General features: G+C 40.2%; 17 protein-coding genes. 13 read left to right on the top strand and 4 right to left on the bottom strand.

Annotation, left to right across the window (positions count from 1 at the left end; genetic code table 11):
- Nucleotides 1-7 precede the first annotated feature (7 nt).
- Genes ACOVQQ_RS02745 through ACOVQQ_RS02735 form a run of 3 tightly spaced genes read left to right on the top strand, consistent with a single transcriptional unit; the run spans nucleotide 8 to nucleotide 2,811 of the window.
- Nucleotides 8-1,054: a hypothetical protein gene (locus ACOVQQ_RS02745; RefSeq protein ID WP_421816832.1), complete on the top strand. Its 1,047-nt coding sequence runs from the start codon at nucleotides 8-10 to the stop codon at nucleotides 1,052-1,054.
- 1 nt (nucleotide 1,055) lies between these two features.
- Nucleotides 1,056-1,967: a PP2C family protein-serine/threonine phosphatase gene (locus tag ACOVQQ_RS02740; protein WP_421816831.1), complete on the top strand. Its 912-nt coding sequence runs from the start codon at nucleotides 1,056-1,058 to the stop codon at nucleotides 1,965-1,967.
- A gap of 10 nt (nucleotides 1,968-1,977) precedes the next feature.
- Nucleotides 1,978-2,811 carry a caspase family protein gene (locus ACOVQQ_RS02735; RefSeq protein ID WP_421816830.1) on the top strand — a complete coding sequence of 278 codons (834 nt, stop codon included), beginning with the start codon at nucleotides 1,978-1,980 and terminating at the stop codon, nucleotides 2,809-2,811.
- Between the two features lie 628 nt (nucleotides 2,812-3,439).
- On the opposite strand, the gene hemN is transcribed toward ACOVQQ_RS02735, so the two are convergent.
- Both hemN and ACOVQQ_RS02725 read right to left on the bottom strand, forming a co-directional pair.
- A complete protein-coding gene (hemN, locus tag ACOVQQ_RS02730; protein WP_421816829.1) occupies nucleotides 3,440-4,789 on the bottom strand; it encodes an oxygen-independent coproporphyrinogen III oxidase in 1,350 nt (449 codons plus the stop codon).
- A 110-nt stretch (nucleotides 4,790-4,899) separates the two neighbouring features.
- Complete coding sequence (locus ACOVQQ_RS02725) at nucleotides 4,900-5,835, bottom strand: peptidoglycan-binding domain-containing protein (protein WP_421816828.1); 936 nt, start codon at nucleotides 5,833-5,835, stop codon at nucleotides 4,900-4,902.
- 290 nt (nucleotides 5,836-6,125) lie between these two features.
- Here ACOVQQ_RS02725 and ACOVQQ_RS02720 point away from each other — a divergent pair, with 290 nt between their 5' ends.
- From ACOVQQ_RS02720 to ACOVQQ_RS02675, 10 genes are all read left to right on the top strand, one after another.
- Complete coding sequence (locus tag ACOVQQ_RS02720; protein WP_094485816.1) at nucleotides 6,126-6,707, top strand: helix-turn-helix domain-containing protein; 582 nt, start codon at nucleotides 6,126-6,128, stop codon at nucleotides 6,705-6,707.
- A gap of 90 nt (nucleotides 6,708-6,797) precedes the next feature.
- Nucleotides 6,798-7,466, top strand: a complete 669-nt coding sequence (locus ACOVQQ_RS02715) for a hypothetical protein (protein WP_421816827.1) — start codon at nucleotides 6,798-6,800, stop codon at nucleotides 7,464-7,466.
- A 31-nt stretch (nucleotides 7,467-7,497) separates the two neighbouring features.
- Nucleotides 7,498-8,406, top strand: a complete 909-nt coding sequence (locus ACOVQQ_RS02710; RefSeq protein ID WP_421816826.1) for a DMT family transporter — start codon at nucleotides 7,498-7,500, stop codon at nucleotides 8,404-8,406.
- 84 nt (nucleotides 8,407-8,490) lie between these two features.
- Nucleotides 8,491-9,087: an alpha-ketoglutarate-dependent dioxygenase AlkB family protein gene (locus ACOVQQ_RS02705; RefSeq protein ID WP_421816825.1), complete on the top strand. Its 597-nt coding sequence runs from the start codon at nucleotides 8,491-8,493 to the stop codon at nucleotides 9,085-9,087.
- Nucleotides 9,088-9,127: 40 nt separating this feature from the next.
- The gene (locus tag ACOVQQ_RS02700) at nucleotides 9,128-9,949 is read left to right on the top strand and encodes a sterol desaturase family protein (RefSeq protein WP_421816824.1); all 822 of its coding nucleotides are present in this window, start codon (nucleotides 9,128-9,130) and stop codon (nucleotides 9,947-9,949) included.
- A gap of 89 nt (nucleotides 9,950-10,038) precedes the next feature.
- The gene (locus ACOVQQ_RS02695; protein ID WP_094485811.1) at nucleotides 10,039-10,317 is read left to right on the top strand and encodes a DUF2805 domain-containing protein; all 279 of its coding nucleotides are present in this window, start codon (nucleotides 10,039-10,041) and stop codon (nucleotides 10,315-10,317) included.
- Nucleotides 10,318-10,559: 242 nt separating this feature from the next.
- The gene (locus ACOVQQ_RS02690) at nucleotides 10,560-10,844 is read left to right on the top strand and encodes a TIGR03643 family protein (protein WP_094485810.1); all 285 of its coding nucleotides are present in this window, start codon (nucleotides 10,560-10,562) and stop codon (nucleotides 10,842-10,844) included.
- An 11-nt stretch (nucleotides 10,845-10,855) separates the two neighbouring features.
- Complete coding sequence (locus tag ACOVQQ_RS02685; protein WP_421816823.1) at nucleotides 10,856-11,785, top strand: alpha/beta hydrolase; 930 nt, start codon at nucleotides 10,856-10,858, stop codon at nucleotides 11,783-11,785.
- A 56-nt stretch (nucleotides 11,786-11,841) separates the two neighbouring features.
- Entirely contained in the window at nucleotides 11,842-13,692 is a 1,851-nt protein-coding gene (locus ACOVQQ_RS02680) for a peptidase M61 (RefSeq protein WP_421816822.1), read from the top strand.
- A 112-nt stretch (nucleotides 13,693-13,804) separates the two neighbouring features.
- Nucleotides 13,805-14,524, top strand: a complete 720-nt coding sequence (locus tag ACOVQQ_RS02675) for a DUF4369 domain-containing protein (RefSeq protein ID WP_421816821.1) — start codon at nucleotides 13,805-13,807, stop codon at nucleotides 14,522-14,524.
- 1,151 nt (nucleotides 14,525-15,675) lie between these two features.
- Here the strand turns inward: ACOVQQ_RS02675 and ACOVQQ_RS02670 are convergent.
- Entirely contained in the window at nucleotides 15,676-17,112 is a 1,437-nt protein-coding gene (locus ACOVQQ_RS02670) for an APC family permease (RefSeq protein WP_421816820.1), read from the bottom strand.
- Nucleotides 17,112-17,888: a nucleoside triphosphate pyrophosphohydrolase gene (gene mazG / locus ACOVQQ_RS02665; RefSeq protein WP_421816819.1), complete on the bottom strand. Its 777-nt coding sequence runs from the start codon at nucleotides 17,886-17,888 to the stop codon at nucleotides 17,112-17,114. Before mazG ends, ACOVQQ_RS02670 begins: the two co-directional genes overlap by 1 nt.
- Nucleotides 17,889-18,215 lie beyond the last annotated feature (327 nt).

The following is an 18,215-nucleotide window of genomic DNA, read 5'->3' as shown; positions in this document are numbered from 1 at the left end:
ACTAGTTATGAAAAAAACAATAATCATTATATTAACCCTCCTCTCAATAAACTCCTACTCTCAAGTTAACATAAATGAAATTAAAAAATTCTTTCTAGAAGAACAATACGAAGCCGCTTACAATCAACTATGGCCGGAAGCCGAAAAAGGAGATAAAACAGCTTTAGCAGCACTATCATACATTGTATTACAAGATAATTTAACCTTTGAGTTTGACGAAGTGCAATTGCAAAAATGGATTGAGCCTATAGCAGAGCAAGACGATTCATTTCTGTTGGCTTTGGGTAAATTTTATTCATGGGATTCAAATTTTAAAAAAGACATCCCCAAAGCACTTACTTATTTAAATAAAGCAAAAGATAACGGCTCCGAAGAAGCGATATACAGAATTGGACTACTTTACTATATGGAAGAAAACTACCCAAAGGCTTTTGACTTTTTCAGTCAAGCTTCATCCAAAAGTAGTGATGCCATGAATAAAATAGGAGAAATGTACTTCAATGGTTTTGGCAAAGAGGTTGATTTTAGGTTGGCATTTTATTATTTTTCGATGGCTGCTGACCAAGATAATATTGAAGCTTTACATAATTTAAGCGCTATGTTTACTTTAGGTAAGGGTGTTCCCAAAAGTGATGAAAAAGCGTTTGCCTTTAAGCTTAAAGCAGCTCTTTTAAATAGTTCTCAAGATATGGTTGAAGTCGGAAGAAATTACCAAGTGGGTTTACATACCTCTCTTGATGTCTCAAAAGCTTTTTATTGGTTTGAAAAGTCAGCCAAAATGGGAAATAAGTATGGAATGCACGAATTAGGGAACTTATACCTCAATGGAATAGGAGTAAAGCAAGATAATAAGTTAGCTTTTGAATGGTTTTTAAAGGCGGCAAATAAAAAGGATACTAGTTCGATGGTAATGTTAGGTAAGATGTATCTTCAAGGTGATGGAGTTATAAAAGATAAAGCATTGGCGGTTACTTGGCTTCAAAAAGCGGCTACTACTAATGATGCTGAAGCAAAAGAAATGCTTGCTGGACTTGGCATAAAAACACCAAAATAAAATGAAGTCAATTTCTTTTTCACAACTGGGCAAACGCGCTAACCAAGAAGATGCCTTTGGTAGTAACAGCACTACTTTTATTGTTTGTGATGGTGTTGGTGGTCATACTAAAGGAGAAGTTGCTAGTAATTTTATAAAGGATTTTATTTTAGAAAATCCAATTGAAATTACCAAACTTAACATTGAAAAGTTGCTTGTTGATGCACAAAAAGCATTAAATGAAAGGTACGGTCAAAACCCTGAAACTATTGGAATGGGAACTACTTTTTGTTGTTTGTTTTTTAATAAAAATAATGCGTTTATAGCCCATATTGGTGATAGTCGTTTGTATTGGTTGAAGCCTAAAGAAAATTTAGTTTGGCACACTTGGGATCATTCTATTGTTAGTGAATTAGTAAAATCGGGTGAAATAACTAGAGAAGAAGGTCGGCATCACCCCATGAATAACAGAATTAGTAAGGCAATTGTAGCTAACAAAGAAAACAAGACCACCACTCCAGAAATTATTAAAATTGACAAAGTAGATAGTGGAGATATTTTCTTCCTTTGTACCGATGGCGTTAACGAAGCTTGGAGTGATTATGATTTAATAACAACATTAGTAGACAAAAGAAAGTCTGTTGAGCAAAAGATTGCACTAATTCAAAACCAATGTGAATTGGAATCAAAAGATAATAATACAGCAATAATTATCGAAATTGCGGTTGATGATGAAATAAACAAAGGGGATAATTATGAAATTGAATGGCTATCTATAGCGCAGGTGTTTAATCGAGTAAAATCCTCGAAAGAAAAGGAATTATTGTCAACAAAAAGAGATAAGTTTGGTTTTAATGGTTTGCGAGTATTATTCATCATCTCTTTTGTATTTCTGATTTATATTTTATTCAAAAGGACTTTTTTTACTCATTAATTCTATCATAATGATAAAGCTGCAATGTCAATTTTTTAAATTTCTAGTTGTATTCTCTCTCTTGGCCTTTACTTGCAAGCAGGATAATAATGAAAAAGTGATAAAAAACACCTACGCTGTAGTGATTGGCATAGCGGATTACAAATATGAAAATACCGCAAAAGATTTAAAATGGACAGTCAATGATGCTGAGAAATTTGTCAGTTTTCTCAAGAGTGAAAAAGGAGGTAAAGTTCCAGTTGGCAACATCTATGTATTAAAAAATGAAACTGCAAGAAAGGCAAACATTATAAAATATGCCAAGCAGTTATTTGAACGTGCACAAGAAGGTGATCGGGTAATTTTTTTTTGGTCTGGGCATGGAACACAAGGAGCGTTTGTTCCCCATGATGGATTATACAACCCAGAAACAGGGAAAGCTTATAACTTACTTTATTTTTCTGATTTAAAAGATATTATAAAGTCAGCAAAATGCCAAGTAAAATTAATATTCGCCGATGCTTGTCACTCTGGAGCACTAAAGCAAAACACTCCAAAAGATATCAAGAGTCAATCACGTTCATTAAATCAAAATTCAACAAAAATTAATGATGTGGAGGTAGCTGTTATGGTTGCTGCCCGAGCTAATGAATACAGCTTAGAGTACAATCAATTAAAGCAAGGCGTTTTTAGCTATTTTTTAATTGAAGGATTGCAAGGTAAGGCAGACCTCAATTTAGATAAACGAATAACAATTAAAGAATTGCATGACTTTGTTTTTAAAGAGGTTAAATCATATAATCCAAAACAAACACCAAATACTTTTGGTAAGTTTAATAAAAACATGGTTGTTTCTAATCTTTAATTTTTTTAAAATGGTATTGTGATTCAAACTTAACTTGAAGTTTAACCAGTACTTATTCGCAACGTTGCTATGCCCAAAAAGCCTGCACGATCGTTCAGCTACATGGTACGAGTATCACTTTAACACAGACGTATGTCAAGTTAAACTGCAAGAAATTCAATATTTTATCACTTTTGCACGCATTTCCGCACAAGGGATGGCAACGGAAAGCCGTGCCAGCAAACGGCAATTGAAGCCCGTGGCGGTGCGGCGACCCAAGAAGCCGAACCAACACGCGGCTGAAACGCCGTTTGCTGGTGCGCCTTGCAGTGAACAGCCCGACCTGCCGTAAACGATTTTTTCGCGCGGATTGCAAATAACGTGAGTTCGATATAAAAATCGAAATTAGAAATCATTTAAATAGTTGATTACAAGGCGTATTTTCTTTGGGATACCGAGGTATCTCAAAAAAATACAACGCCGTAAGCAACTGTTTAAATGGTTAGCTTTAAAAAATCCTGCCTGAAGATTATTTTCTTATAATTAAAGTACTCATTACAAGCGATCTAATAAAAATTTTTAGGTCGAACCCACGTTAATTCCGCGCTTACAGATTTTTCACGGCAGGATGTGCCCTAAAAAATAAATCCTAAACTGCCGAGGAGAACAATTTGATATCGGGCCATTTTCGCTGCAACCGCAAATCGAAAGCCATACAAATGTTTCGCAAAAAGGGTCGGCCGGCCTCTAAAACCTGCATGCCCGTTTCGGTGAGCTCGAGCAAACCATCGGACATAAAAGTGCGCAAACTGTTTTTCAAGGTTTGAAAATCTATGAACCGAAACAGCTCGTCGGTCCAGGTGGTTTGTAACCGACACATGATATTTAAAATGTGCTGCTGTATGCACAAATCTTCATGGCTCAGCAAATGCCCTTTAGTTATCGGTAACGTATTATCTTCGAGCAACTTATAATACTGCTTTAAATCTTTGGTGTTTTGCATAAATGCCGCCTTAGAATTTCCGATAGCCGAAACACCCAAACCCAGTTGCACAGCGGCTTTGGCGGTGGTATAGCCCATAAAATTGCGGTTCAATTGTCCCGACAAACTATCGCGAAACAAATCGTCGGTGGGCAGCGCAAAATGGTCCATACCAATTTCCACATAATCGTTTTCGAGTAACAGTTCTCGCGCAATTTCGTACAGCTTGCGTTTTTGAGCACCTTCGGGCAAATCGGACGTTTTAAAACCGCGCTGTCCGGTGCCTTTTACCCACGGCACGTGTGCGTAACTGTACAACGAAATGCGATCGGGACGTAAAATTGTAGTTTTTTCAATGCTGTCGATGATATCGTTTTCACACTGAAAGGGAAGTCCGTACACCAAATCGTGCGAAACGCTTTTGTAGCCTAATTCGCGCGCCATAAAACTTACTTTGGCTACTTCGTTAAAAGTTTGCTGTCGGCTTATAGCTTGTTGTATATGCGGGTTATAATCTTGAACGCCAAAGCTAACGCGCGTAAATCCGAAGCGTCGCAACGCGCGTAAATGCTGTGCGGAGGTGGAATGCGGATGTCCTTCGAAACCGAGTTCGGCAGTTGCATCGACTTCAACGGAGCTGGTAATTTCGGTAAGCAAGTGCTCTAACGACAACGGACTGAAAAAGGTTGGTGTGCCGCCGCCCAAGTGCAGTTCTTTCAAAACAGGTTTTGCGGGCAATAATTCGAGGTAAAGATGCCACTCTTTAAGCAGCGCTTCTATATAAGGTTGCTCGACTTCATGGCGTTTGGTAATATATTTGTGACAACCGCAAAACGTGCACAAGCGCTCGCAAAAAGGCAAGTGAATGTACAAACTGAGCGTGTTTTCGGTTTCGAGTTGTTGTTGCAGGCGTTCAAGAGCTACTACGGTCGAAAAAGTAGTTTCATCCCAATAGGGAACAGTGGGATAACTGGTGTAGCGCGGTGCAGCCGTGTTGTATTTATCAAAGAGATTCATGATCTTTTTTGAGCAAATGTAGCGGCGGCAATCGCATGAAAACATGACAATTATCAGCTTAGCAGAGGGATGACTTCATTTTTTTCAAACCTCTCAGCGCTGATAATAAACTACAGCGTGGGCAAATTCAAATTTAGTTTTAGAGCTGTTTGTTTTCCCACTACTCCATCGATATCTTTTGCAGGAAAGTGCTGTTTTTGGAACGCGAGAACGGCGAGCAAGGTGTTTCTTCCGAAATCGCCGTCGATATTGGTTTGAAACAATCCGAGTTCTTGCAATCGTTTTTGGAGTTGAATCACATGCGGACCTTTAGAACCGAAACGCAAACGAATTTGTATTGCCTCGGGATTTTGGGAGATAAACTGGGCGTCGGCACCGCGAAACAAGGCGTAACAGAAACGATTTTGTGCTGGGGAATCTTTGTAAACGGCATCGTGAAAGAGTTTCCAGTAGCTGGTGTTGGGTGCAAAATTCCGACCTTTTGAATTCGGAAGCCCCAAGATGACTTGGCAACCTGCGCTGCTGTACGCTCCGGTAAGACTTTCGCCGTAGGCTGCGTGAATGTTATCGTTTGGGTTACCGATTTCAATAGCATCGTCGTTGGTGAAAACAAGATCGTTCGTAGTTCGTCGCAACACAATATTAGTAGCTAAACGCAGGGCTTGATGTGCGCCATTGATGCTTGGATTGTGAAAACCTTTTTCGTAATACGCGTAAAATCCGGATTGCATAGCATTGGCGCGCCCTGTTCCTGCCTGTTGCTTTTTCATGTATTTTAAGTGCGGAACGGTACTGCCCGGATAGAGAGCCATTTTTTCGGTAAGCGGATTAAAAATACCAATTAGGCAACGCGGATTTTCGTAATTGACTTCGGTGGTTTGGATTTTGTGTTCCGTCTTAAAACTAGCGGGATTAGCTGCTGTTGCGAGGCAGCCTCTCAATCCAAAAATAAGCTTTTCGGTTCTAGAATAAGGAAAGCTGTTTAGCTCCAAAAGTTGCCGTAGTTGGCTTGCCGAGAATGTGAAATTTTGCATAAATATCTTCATTTAACGGAGTAATTTACTCATTTTTACATCGTTAAACAAAATTTATTTTGGGGCTCGAGTCAGCAAAAACGCTTTCTTACAAAAAAAAATTAGTTTTCTTTACGGAAAAACCTTTTTTCGATGAAATACATGTTGTTTTTAACATTTGGAATCGTAACTTTGTTTTGAATTTATTTTTGAGTATTCGTGTGTTTATTTATTAATGATTTAAATATTAACAATTATTCAATTTTTTTTTCAAAGTTAAACCCTCTAACTAATTAAGAATAACCAAACAAAAAAAGAACCTTATGAGATACAGAAGATTATCTGGAGAAGAATTTAGGGAGATTTTCCTAGGTCACAAGACACGAGTTCGTTATGCTGTCTCAAATTTTGGAAGAATTTTAAGTTTTTCCAGAGAGATGACAGACGGTAAAATTTTAAAAGGTGGTGAGCGCGATGGATATCGTGTGCTCCCAGTGAAAGTTAACGACGATGTTAGTCCGAAGTCGAAAGTATTTTTTGTAGGAAAACTAGTAGCTGAAGCTTTCTTGGAAAGACCTAGCGAAGATCACACCTACGTTTTGCACTTGGATTACAAGCGTGCAAACGACCGACTTGAAAACTTGAAGTTTGCAACGTACCAAGAAATGTTGGACCACGGAAACAAGAGCCCACATGTACAAGAAGCCAGACGCAAACTCATTCAGCACAACATTAAAAGCGACGGTCGTAAATTAACTGTTGCTAATGTAGTGAAGTTGAAAAAAATCTTAGCCGACCCAAATCGCAAGATTAAATTGCGTGCCCTTGCTAGACAATTCAACATCAGCGAAATGCAGTTGTTCCGAATTAAGAAAGGCGAAAATTGGGGTCATATTAAAATATAACTTCGAGAAGCAAAAAATCCCTACAAGTAGGGATTTTTTTTTGAGGCTACTTTCCGTACTTCGTAAGATTAAAACCTAATACGAACGATTATGAATGCGAGAGACTTTTACAGAAAATACGATGTAGAGCTTATTCCGGCAGCATTGGCCGACTTAACCCTAGGAAAATGCGTTTGGGACGGCGGTTGGTTTGATAAACCCTCGTTTGAACGAAAAGGTATGCCCAATTATATCTTCAATGCGTTTGTAGCTGAGGATTTAATCAGTTTAGACGAATGCGATGAATACTTGGAGCGTTTCCGAACATTGCCGCGTATTGAAGCTGCTTTTAGTCAGGAAAGTGTAGAACTTGAAACCGACGATGCTTTACAATTGGGGATTCCGCAGTTAGCCAAACTCGATGCGAAGTTAGACATGGTTAAAAATGCGCGATTCTCGGTTTTGGAAGCCACTGGCAAAAGTATTCCGAACCGCGATCGCATCATCATCGACCGACTTCTCGATCAGCTCAAAGCAAAAAACTGGGACAAATACCGCACCGGATTACGACGTGCGTATATGATTACTGAACTGTATTACGGTGCCGTTGAAATAACCATCGACCAAAAATGGGAAGCCGCACTCGACGCCACTATTGCTGCAACGCCGGGCGAACAAGCCGTAAAACTCAAAGTTGGTAAATCGGTTTCGTACACCTTTCCGAGCGGAAACGTACCTTTTGGAATGCGAATGGAACGTATTAAGTTTTTCAATAGCTGAAAAAAGTACCTTTGCGAACTTAATTTTTCGCATGGAACAAAAAAATGTATTGAAAGGAGTGCTGTTTGTAGGAGCAGGTGCGGCAGTTTACGGCATGCTGGCCACTTTTGTTAAACTCGCTTACGCAGATAAATCGGATAGCGGCATAGGTTTTACAACTGCTGAGGTTACCACTTCGCAATTCGCATTAGGAATCCTTTTCACGGCACTTCTTGTTTGGATCAATGGCAAATCGAAAATTCAAAAACCGAGTCCGACATCCAAAGAAATAAAATCACTAATCATTGCTGGTACTTCTACGGGACTTACCAGCATTTTTTATTATCTATCGGTTAAATTTATTCCGGTTTCCATTGCCATTGTTTTGTTGATGCAAACGGTATGGATTGGCGTAGCTTTAGAGGCTATTCTGCGCAAGCAAAAACCATCCACTGCTAAACTACTGGCTATCGCCGTGGTTTTATTAGGAACCTTGCTTGCCACGAAAGCTTTTGAAGCACAAGACATTCCGGATTGGCGCGGACTCGCACTCGGATTTCTAGCGGCCTGTTCGTTCACTACTACCATGTTTACTGCAAACAGTATTGCAACGGGTGCAGCTTCCGAAAAACGGAGCTTTTGGATGCTCATTGGCGGTGCTTGCATGGTTTTTCCGTTTGCCCTCGCCACACAATCTACGCCCTTTAATTTTGAAATATTTTACACTTGGGGAATTATACTCGCTTTATTCGGCACAGTTATTCCACCGATTTTATTGAATAAAGGATTTCCGCTCACAGGAATAGGTTTGGGAAGTATTGTAGCTTCGCTCGAATTGCCTGTTTCGGTTTTGATGGCTTTCTTTTTACTGAACGAAAGCGTAAGCGGTTTTCAGTGGCTGGGAATTGTCTTAATTCTGATTGCAGTTGTACTAATTAACCGAAAAGCAAAACTAGGATAAGACGAATTATATAAGAGCACGGGCTTTTGCGTTGAATAGTACAAGACGATAGAAACAATAATCTGTATTGAAGTTCCGATAAATATGTTATTTGCACCAGATCCGATACACTTCGATATTCCCGACGGCGAATTGGTTTACATTCCTGGATTTATTGGCCAAGAAGAGTGCGTTACGTTATTTGAGCAGTTACTGCACGAAACCCTTTGGCAATCGGATCCGATTCGAATCTTCGGAAAAATCTACCAACAACCGCGATTAACGGCGCTTTATGGAAATGAAGGAAAGCCATACGGCTATTCGGGTATCGTGATGCAACCAAACCGTTGGACACCGCTGCTTACGCATTTAAAAGAGCGGGTCGAGCAACGTGCGGAAAACTCATTTTCGACGGTACTTTTAAACTTATACCGCAACGGAGCCGACAGTAACGGTTGGCATGCTGATAACGAAAGTGCGTTAGGGCGAAATCCGGTGATTGCTTCGCTGAGTTTCGGTGCTAGTCGGAAGTTTCAACTCAAGCACAATACACTGAGCGATCAAAGAATAAATTTGGAATTGGAAGACGGCAGTTTATTATTGATGAAAGGCAGTATGCAACACTTTTGGAAACATCAAATTCCAAAAACCACAAAAGAAGTTGGCCCACGAATTAACCTTACTTTCAGAGAACTAAAGTGATTTGTAAAAATTGGTATATTTGAAAAAATGTATCAATTTCATGGAAGCTATCGTTGAGTTCTTTAAACATATAGAATCGTACCACAGAGCCGGTATTTTAGCTGGCGGAATTGCCCTTTTTTGGCTAATCGAAAACGTAAAGCCCGCAGCGAATTTTGCTTACAAAAAATGGTCGCATGCTGTAATTAATTTCTTTTTTACAGGAACAACCATTCTAGTAAATTTTGTTTTGGCGTTTCTGTTGTTGGAGGCCGCAAACCTCACGCACAAATACGATCTTGGCTTGCTGCACGTCTTACCCGAAATGCCCCTTTGGTTGTACACGTTTGTCGGTATTTTTTTACTCGACTTTTTCGGAGCGTATTTAGCTCATTTCACACAGCACAAATGGGCGCCGTTGTGGCGTTTTCACATCATTCACCACACCGATGTTTATTTGGACACTACTTCCGCCAACAGGCATCATCCGGGAGAAAGTGTCATCCGTTTTTTATTTACCGTCTTTGGCGTGTTGCTGCTCGGAACACCGATGTGGATGGTTTTTCTGTATCAGTCGCTTTCCGTGGTTTTTAGTCAGTTTAATCACGCAAATATTTCGCTTCCGCGGAAGCTTGAAAACGTGCTCAACAAATTATTTGTAACGCCCGATTTTCACAAAGTACACCACCACATGTATTTGCCACATACCGATTCGAATTACGGAAACATCTTTTCAACCTGGGATTACGTATTTGGCACCTATATGCATTTAGCGCCCAGTCAGATTGATTTCGGTCTAGACACGCATCCTAACGAAAACGATCACAGTACTTTACGTAATTTACTCATTATTCCCTTCCAAAAAAAGCGTCAGCCAAAATAATTTTCACTGAGCTGATACACTAAAATCAATTTTTTAGTAATATTGGGATACTATTGACAACATTTTGATTTTGATTTGAGTTTTCTGCAATGAAAAAGAGTAAACACAGCGATTTGACTCGCGAGCAAATTGAAAAAGTTATGAGTCTGGCACTCGAGGAAAAGAATCCGCTGGAAATCATAAAAAAAGACTTTGGCTGGTCGGCAAATGAAACGATTGATTTTATGAAATCGAAACTCACTGCAGACAAGTTTGAACTTTGGAAAAAGAAAGCCCAAGCGGCAAAACCAAAGCCAAAACCTATTCGTTACGACGATTTTGACGACGAGTTAGACGGTAAGTATTATATCAAAAATAAATTTGATTAACGCGCGTTCGATGGAAAAATCGAAGGCAGAAATCATCTAAATAGTTGATTCTTAAGAGTGTTTTCTTTGGGAAGCCGAGATATCAAAAAAAAAAAACAACGACGAAAGCAGCTATTTAACCGGTTAGCATCAAAAAATAGTACTCGAGAATTTTCCATGAATAATGTAGTTATATCAGGTTCAGCGATCTAACAAAAATTTTTATGTCGCACTCACGTTGATTAGTTTGTATCTTTGCGGACATGAAAACCTATAAAGATTTATCGGAAATCCAAATAGATCGGATTATTGAAATGGCATGGGAAGACCGAACTCCTTTCGACGCCATTAAACTTCAATTTGGTATTTCAGAACAAGAAACCATCGAGATTATGCGTCGGGAAATGAAGCCATCGAGCTTCCGACTGTGGCGTGAACGCGTTCAAGGCCGTGCAACAAAACACGCAAAACTGCGAACCGACGATGTCGATCGATTCAAATGCACGCGCCAACGAAACATCTCTAACAACAAAATTAGCAAACGCTAAGTTCCTTTATCATGTCGAAATTCCTCAAAATTGCCTTGCTCTTGTGCAGTTCATTAAGTCTTGCGCAATCAGTTTCCCAAACTGAAATTAAAATCAACGAACTAATCACCGGAACGTTATTTTCAACAAACGCCAACTACAATGCCGTACTGATTGTTTCGGTGGGAAGCGGACCAACCGATCGCTTCGGAAACCAATACGGCGCAGAAAACAACAGCATTAAATTTCTCGCAGAGGAACTCGCAAAAAAGGGAATTGCCGTTTTTAGTTACGACAAACGTTTCTTCGTACTCGCTAAAAATCCGAATTTCGACGAAGCAGCTCTGAATTTTGAAGACATGATTACCGATGCAAAAGCTGTAGCACTACATTTTCAACAACAGCAACAGATAAAGAAAATTTACCTACTCGGCCACAGCGAAGGTGCCTTGGTAATGTCGGTTACTGCGCAAGAACCAAAATTAACAAAACTCCGTGGCTACGTATCGCTTGCCGGTCCGGCTCAAGCAGCGGGCGTTCTTCTGGTAGAGCAAATCGCAAAACAGGCTCCGTTTTTACGAGAAGATGTTCAAAAAGCCGTCGATAAACTAAACAAAGGAGAAACATTTAAGCTTGAAAATCAGATGTTGGCGAGCATTTTTCGCGAGTCGGTACAACCCTACCTCATCAGTTGGTTTAAGTACAACCCGTCGGCAGAAATCACGAAAGTAACTGCGCCTATTCTAATCGTACAAGGAACAGCCGATTTACAAGTTCCAACTTCCGACGCAAACCAACTGGCTGCTGCCGCTAAAGTCGACAAGCCTGTCTTGATCGAAAAAATGAATCACGTTTTAAAAATCGTGAATTCGCAAGAAGAAAATGTAGCTTCGTACAACGACCAAATTAAAGCCATATCGCCGGAATTGATTTCTGCTGTATTCACATTCTGCAACAAATAGTGTAACAATTAGCTCAAAAGATGTACTTACTTGAAAATCTAAAATCAAGAACGTACATGAAAAAGCTATTTCTAGCCGTTGTTCTCGTTTGTGGTATGGGACAACATGCTGTCCTGGCACAAAAATCGGGAGTCACAAAAATTAATACTTCGATTAATTTAAACGAAGTTAAAAACGATGCGCTGGCCGTTCAGGTTACTTTCGAAGGTAAACTCGGTTCGGAGATTGTTTATCGTTTACCTAAAACCATTCCTGGAACATATTCCACGGCAAACTACGGGAAATATGTCTTCGACTTTAAAGCAATCGACAAAAAGAACAACGAGCTTAAAGTGGAGAAAATCGACGAAAACTCGTATAAAATCAGCGATGCAAAGAACCTAAAATCGATTACCTATTACGTAAACGATACTTTCGATCAAGAAAAAGGCGGACAATTTGGTGAAGAAATTTTCTCGCCAGCAGGAACCAATATCTTGGAAGGTGCTAACTTTTTTTTAAATACACACGGATTTATTGGCTATGTCGATGGCTTAATGAGCGTTCCGTACACATTAAAAGTTACGCATCCAGAAAATTTGTACGGTGCCACATCAATGACCGACGCGGATGCTTCGAATACAACCGATTTATTCACTGCCGCTCGCTACGCCGAACTGATCGAAAATCCGATCATGTACAGCAAACCTGATTACGTTACCTTTAAAGTAGGTGATATGGACATCATTATCGCAGTGTATTCCCCGAAAGGGAACTTCAGCGCTAAGATGCTCGAGCCAGAAATGAAGCGCATGATGACCGCACAGAAACAATTCTTAGGCAAATTTAACGCAACAAAGAAATACGCAGTATTACTGTATTTATCCGACTTACAAGCCGATGACGCAAAAGGATTTGGCGCTTTAGAACATCCCACTTCTACAACAGTGGTGATGCCAGAATCACTTCCACTAGATCAAATGAACGAATCGATGCGTGATGTGGTTTCCCATGAATTCTTTCATATCGTAACCCCATTAACCATTCATTCCAAAGAAATTGAAGACTTCGATTTCGCAAACCCAAAAATGTCGGAACACTTGTGGATGTACGAAGGAGTTACCGAGTACTTTGCCAACTTGTTCCAGATTAATCAAGGTTTGATTTCTGAAGAAGACTTCTACAAAAGAATAAGCGGAAAAATCAAAAATGCTTCACAGATGGACGACTCCATGTCGTTTACCGTCATGAGTAAAAATGTGCTAGATGAACCGTACAAAACGCAGTATGTAAATGTGTACGAAAAAGGCGCGCTCATTGGTATGTGTATCGACATCATCATTCGTGAAAAAAGCAACGGACAACGCGGCATCTTAGACATGATGCAAAAGTTGTCTGAAATTTACGGAACCAAGAAAGCATTTAACGACAATGAGTTGTTCGATAAAATTGCCGAAATCACCTATCCTGAGGTAAAAGACTTTTTAATCAAGCACGTTCAAGGAACAACGCCTATCGACTACAATGCGATTTTAGCAAAAATTGGTGTGACACCACAAGATACCGAAGTTAGTGGAAACCCTTTTATAAAAGGACAAAGTCCAATGATATCTGTAAACCCGCAAACCAAAGAGATTTACCTTCTAGCTTTGCCTGAAATTTCATCATTTTTTACCAGTTTAGGAATCCAAGGCAATGATATTTTACTATCGTTTAATGATGTAAATTATAATCTAGACAACATCTACGATTTGATAAATGTGAGTCAGACATGGAAAGATAACGATTCCATTACCATCAAATACAAACGCGATGGTGTTGAAAAAACAGCAACAGGAAAAATAATTCTTCCAAAAGAAAAAGCACTCGGATTCGCAGCAACCGACAAATCAAAAGACGGTCTTAAACAAGCATGGCTTAAGAAATAATTTAACGTGAAGATTTTAAAAGCGTCGCCCTTAAAAGCGACGCTTTTTTGTTTGGAAAAAGTAGGTGAATCAACACGTAAATAGTTATTTTGCGAACCGAAATTTAACAAGCATGCGACACATTTTTATAGGCGCCTTGATGGCGTTGGCACTAGTTTCTTGTAAAGACGACAAGAAAGCAACCGGAAATTTACTGGTTACCGGAACCATTAAAGATTTAAAAACCGGAAAACTGTACTTGAAAGAACAGGCCGATACCACCTTAGTTACCATTGATTCACTTATTGTTGACGGCGATTCCAACTTTGAATTCGATGTTAATCTCGATTCGCCTAAAATGTTATTTCTCTATCTCGATCGCGGTGTCACTAACTCAATAGACGATGTAGTTCCATTTTTTGCCGAAAAAGGTAAGATTAACATCGAGACCAATTTAAAAGCGTTTTACGCCGATGCTAAAATTACAGGAAGTGAAAATCAAAAGTTGTTGGAAGAGTACAAGAAGATTCAGTCGAGATACAGAAGCATTAATCTCGACCTGCAGCAACAGCGCTTAAATGCTATACGATTTAACAAAACGTTTCGCTTAGACAGCATCGATAAGGCTTCGAAGGATATTGTAAAAAAGATTTACCTCATGGGAATCAACTTCTCTTTAAACCATCGTGATAAAGAGGTAGTTCCCTTTATTTTAACGACCGAACTTTACGACATGTCGTTCAAGTACTTAGACACAATTTACAAAAATTTAGATCCAAAAGTGCTTAAAACGCGCGACGGTAAAAAACTTCAAAAGTTATACGAGATCCGCAAGCAAATGGAACAGCAGTAAGTAGTAGAGACGCATCAGTACTACTGAAATAACAAAGAATTTCGAATCAATAAAGCAAAGTAAAAACTCAAATTGCCGAATGGTAAAGTCGTGTTTTCCTCTGTAAAAAGCGCTTTAAAAAGGCATTAAACCGCATTTCATTTATTTTTTGGGCGGCATTTCGCGCCTTTCATTGCAATACAGCCTAACCGCGGCAGTTCAGGCTAGCTTTTGTAACAGCTTCCGCTGGTCGCTGCTCCAAAACCGCCTTCACGTACCGCGATTACGGCTGTATTTTCATTGCAGTCGCGGCCGCGAAGATCGTTACCAATCAACGAATCATCTTAACCTGTCGAACAATAAAATACGTGCTGTTTTCGAACTTCAGAAGAAATATGCGGAAAACCCGTAATTGTATGTCGTTTTTTTTTCAAAACTTCGCCTCGATGGGGGCGGGTGGGATGGGGAGCGATTCCCACGTACGAAATTTCCAGAAATTAATTTTACGGAAAAACCGTAATTTTTAGAGATTTCGAAATTGAAAGATTGAAAGATTGAAAGATTTAAAGATTTAAAGATTTAGATTTAACCTTCGATAGGCTCAGGCAGCGACGATACGCGGGGTCATTTGGGCATAACGATACGTTAAGTGGTGAACGTCGCTGAGTCTATTCCGATAGCTATCGGAACTCGTGTCTATCCCGATAGCCATCGGGACTAGCTTCTAAAAAAGCCTTCGATACGCTGAGTTCAACAAGATCACGCAGCAGCTTTTAATCGCACAGAAAACGCCGAATCTCACAGAATTTTGTGGAATGTTTGGCTGGTGAGGAAAACACAGAACGTATCAAACCGCCTGAAAAATGGCACCGCCTTGCAAAACGCCCAAGCACCAATTTCTCGGTAACGATTTTCGCAGCCCGGATAGAGGCGACATCCTTTTTTTGGAGCAACGCGGAATAAAAAGATACAGCCGAAAGCCGGAAATGCTGCCCAAATAAAAAAGATCTGAAAGCGGCATTCGACAGGCTAAGGCTCCCATGATAAGTGGGTTCGGGCGGGAAAAACGATACGTTAAATGGTGAACGTCGCGATTCCGATAGCAATCGGAACTATCCCGATAACTATCGGGCCCAACTTCTTTCCCATAACCATCGAAACTAGCTTTTCCCCTACTCTTTATTCAATTTAGCTACATAATAAACGGGAATCCCTAAGGCAACGATGAGTAACCCAAGTCCGGTATTAAGTGTGTCTTGAACCAACAAAATAATGCAAATCAGCAGCGTACAAGCCATATAAAGCGCAGGAATTACCGGATATCCAAACGCTTTGTACGGACGTTCGGTGTGTGGCTCTTTACGTCGTAAAACGAAAATGCCTGCAATAGTCAGAATATAAAAAAGCAGCGAAGCAAAAGTAGCGTACGTGAGTAAATCGCCGTATTTCCCGGATAAACACAATACACAAGCCCACAAACATTGAAACCACAACGCTTTTGCCGGCACCTGATTTTCGTTTAATTCAGCGGCTTTATTAAAAAACAGACGTTCTTTTGCCATCGCATAAAACAAGCGTCCGCCGGCTAAAATCAAACCGCTGTTGCAACCAAACGTCGATATCATAATCAGTGCAGCCATTAAAAATACGCCGCTATTTCCGAGAACGACACTAGCAGCAGCTGCTCCTACCCGATCTTCGGCAGCAAACTGAATTCCGGCACCTGTTACCGTTTGCGCGTCGGGCACGCCAGATAAAGGGAGCAGTGCCAAATATGCCACATTCGCCAAAACATAAATGACAGTAACGATGGTAGTTCCAAGAAATAAGCTACGCGGTATGTTTCGCTTCGGATCTTTTATTTCAGCGGCTATAAACGTAACGTTGTTCCAGGCATCGCTCGAAAAAAGCGAATTAATAATGGTTGCACCAGCAGCGCCTAAAAGCGCAAAACCACTTAAATCGGTGATGCTCAAAGTACCGTCTGGATTGACAACCGATTTCTTGGCTTCCCACATATTTTCAAAATTCTGCGAAAGCACGTCTGTTTGTGTTCCAAAATACAAGCCGCAAGCAATTAATCCGAACAAAGCTACTAATTTGGCAGAAGTAAATATGAGTTGTATCCACTTTCCGTTTTCAACACCTCGATTGTTTACGAAGGTTAGCAAAACAATCGTGAACATTGCTAAAAACGTTTTTCCGTTAAGGATAAAAAGTCCGGTGTCGAGCAGTGTTTCGTCGAGCTGCGGGAAGAAAACCGCCGTATATTTTGCAAAAGCAACGGCCACAGCAGCAATAACGCCGGTTTGGATTACGGTAAAGACAGTCCATCCGTATAAAAAAGCCGTTAGCTTTCCGTATGCGCGCTGAATATAAACAAACTGACCGCCCGCAGTTGGCATCATTCCAGCGAGTTCTCCGTAGGATAAAGCGGCTGTCATCGTTAAAAATCCGGTCAGTACCCACAGTAAAACGATGTATCCCGCCGAACCCACATCGCGAGCCATCGCCGAGGTAACGATAAAGATTCCGCTACCAATCATGGAGCCTGCAACGATACTGGTTGCATCAAGTAATCCTAAACTGCGTTTTAATTGTTCTGCCATTAATGCGTATTTTTAGCTTCGTTCCAATATACATCCATTTCTGCGAGCGTCATTTCGCTAAGCGACTTTCCTGTCTCAGCAGCGCGACGCTCCAGATGTTGAAAACGATGAATAAATTTTTTGTTAGTGCGTTCGAGCGCATCTTCGGGATTGATGTTTAAAAAACGTGCGTAGTTGATCATCGAAAAAAGAACGTCGCCAAATTCGGCTTCCATTTTCGCCTGATCACCTCGATGTACTTCTTGTTGTAATTCGGCAAGCTCTTCTTGTACTTTTTCCCACACTTGCTCGGGTTTTTCCCAATCAAAACCGACACCTTTTGCTTTATCTTGAATGCGCGATGCCTTTACCAATGCGGGAAGCGATTGCGGCACACCTTCTAAAACCGATTTTTTCCCTTCTTTCAGTTTTAACTTTTCCCAATTTTGTTTGACCTCTTCCTCGTCTGCTACCTGAACATCACCGTAGATATGTGGATGCCGATGAATGAGCTTGTCGCAAATTTCATTGCACACATCTGCAATATCAAAGGCCTGCTCTTCACTTCCTATTTTTGAATAGAAAACAATGTGTAAGAGTAAATCGCCCAACTCTTTTTTGATTTCAGTAAGATCTCGATTGAGAATGGCATCACCTAATTCATAAGTCTCTTCAATGGTAAGATGCCGAAGCGACTCGAAGGTTTGTTTTTGATCCCACGGACAGCCGGCACGCAGCTCATCCATGATTGTTAATAAGCGTTCAAATGACTTTAGTTTGTCGGCAACCGAATTCATACCTGCAATTTTGCTAAAAGTATGAAATCTTGCTGAAGTATCGTGCGAAAGTAACTTTAGTAGAGAATAGACTTCTATTTTTAGAAAGAATGATCGCCATCTGATCGGTAAATAAAAAAATCTCGCTGCTTTGGGCAACGAGATTCTCTAGTTCGAACCGTATTCTACTTAGTCTGTGATCGTCGGTTCATTCATTTGCTTCAAAAGTCTGAAACTAGTTAAAACAAATATTATGAAGATTGGGAAATAGACTAGGATGAAACTTTCAAGAGAGAAGAGATCAACTCCCATGAACTGAAAATATAAAAACGCCAAAATACAAAATGA

It is taken from the genome of Flavobacterium sp. (genome assembly GCF_049240005.1).
Classification (GTDB): Bacteria; Bacteroidota; Bacteroidia; order Flavobacteriales; family Flavobacteriaceae; genus Flavobacterium.
This window is presented reverse-complemented; position numbering and strand designations above follow the sequence as displayed.

Excerpts from the sequence above, each read along its gene's own strand:
- mazG (WP_421816819.1), bottom strand. The coding sequence starts at position 17,888 with ATGAATTCGGTTGCCGACAAACTAAAGTCATTTGAACGCTTATTAACA.
- ACOVQQ_RS02670 (WP_421816820.1), bottom strand. The coding sequence starts at position 17,112 with ATGGCAGAACAATTAAAACGCAGTTTAGGATTACTTGATGCAACCAGT.
- ACOVQQ_RS02680 (WP_421816822.1), top strand. The coding sequence starts at position 11,842 with ATGAAAAAGCTATTTCTAGCCGTTGTTCTCGTTTGTGGTATGGGACAA.
- ACOVQQ_RS02675 (WP_421816821.1), top strand. The coding sequence starts at position 13,805 with ATGCGACACATTTTTATAGGCGCCTTGATGGCGTTGGCACTAGTTTCT.
- ACOVQQ_RS02710 (WP_421816826.1), top strand. The coding sequence starts at position 7,498 with ATGGAACAAAAAAATGTATTGAAAGGAGTGCTGTTTGTAGGAGCAGGT.
- ACOVQQ_RS02695 (WP_094485811.1), top strand. The coding sequence starts at position 10,039 with ATGAAAAAGAGTAAACACAGCGATTTGACTCGCGAGCAAATTGAAAAA.
- ACOVQQ_RS02715 (WP_421816827.1), top strand. The coding sequence starts at position 6,798 with ATGAATGCGAGAGACTTTTACAGAAAATACGATGTAGAGCTTATTCCG.
- ACOVQQ_RS02685 (WP_421816823.1), top strand. The coding sequence starts at position 10,856 with ATGTCGAAATTCCTCAAAATTGCCTTGCTCTTGTGCAGTTCATTAAGT.
- ACOVQQ_RS02690 (WP_094485810.1), top strand. The coding sequence starts at position 10,560 with ATGAAAACCTATAAAGATTTATCGGAAATCCAAATAGATCGGATTATT.
- ACOVQQ_RS02700 (WP_421816824.1), top strand. The coding sequence starts at position 9,128 with ATGGAAGCTATCGTTGAGTTCTTTAAACATATAGAATCGTACCACAGA.
- ACOVQQ_RS02720 (WP_094485816.1), top strand. The coding sequence starts at position 6,126 with ATGAGATACAGAAGATTATCTGGAGAAGAATTTAGGGAGATTTTCCTA.
- ACOVQQ_RS02735 (WP_421816830.1), top strand. The coding sequence starts at position 1,978 with ATGATAAAGCTGCAATGTCAATTTTTTAAATTTCTAGTTGTATTCTCT.
- hemN (WP_421816829.1), bottom strand. The coding sequence starts at position 4,789 with ATGAATCTCTTTGATAAATACAACACGGCTGCACCGCGCTACACCAGT.
- ACOVQQ_RS02725 (WP_421816828.1), bottom strand. The coding sequence starts at position 5,835 with ATGAAGATATTTATGCAAAATTTCACATTCTCGGCAAGCCAACTACGG.
- ACOVQQ_RS02740 (WP_421816831.1), top strand. The coding sequence starts at position 1,056 with ATGAAGTCAATTTCTTTTTCACAACTGGGCAAACGCGCTAACCAAGAA.
- ACOVQQ_RS02745 (WP_421816832.1), top strand. The coding sequence starts at position 8 with ATGAAAAAAACAATAATCATTATATTAACCCTCCTCTCAATAAACTCC.
- ACOVQQ_RS02705 (WP_421816825.1), top strand. The coding sequence starts at position 8,491 with ATGTTATTTGCACCAGATCCGATACACTTCGATATTCCCGACGGCGAA.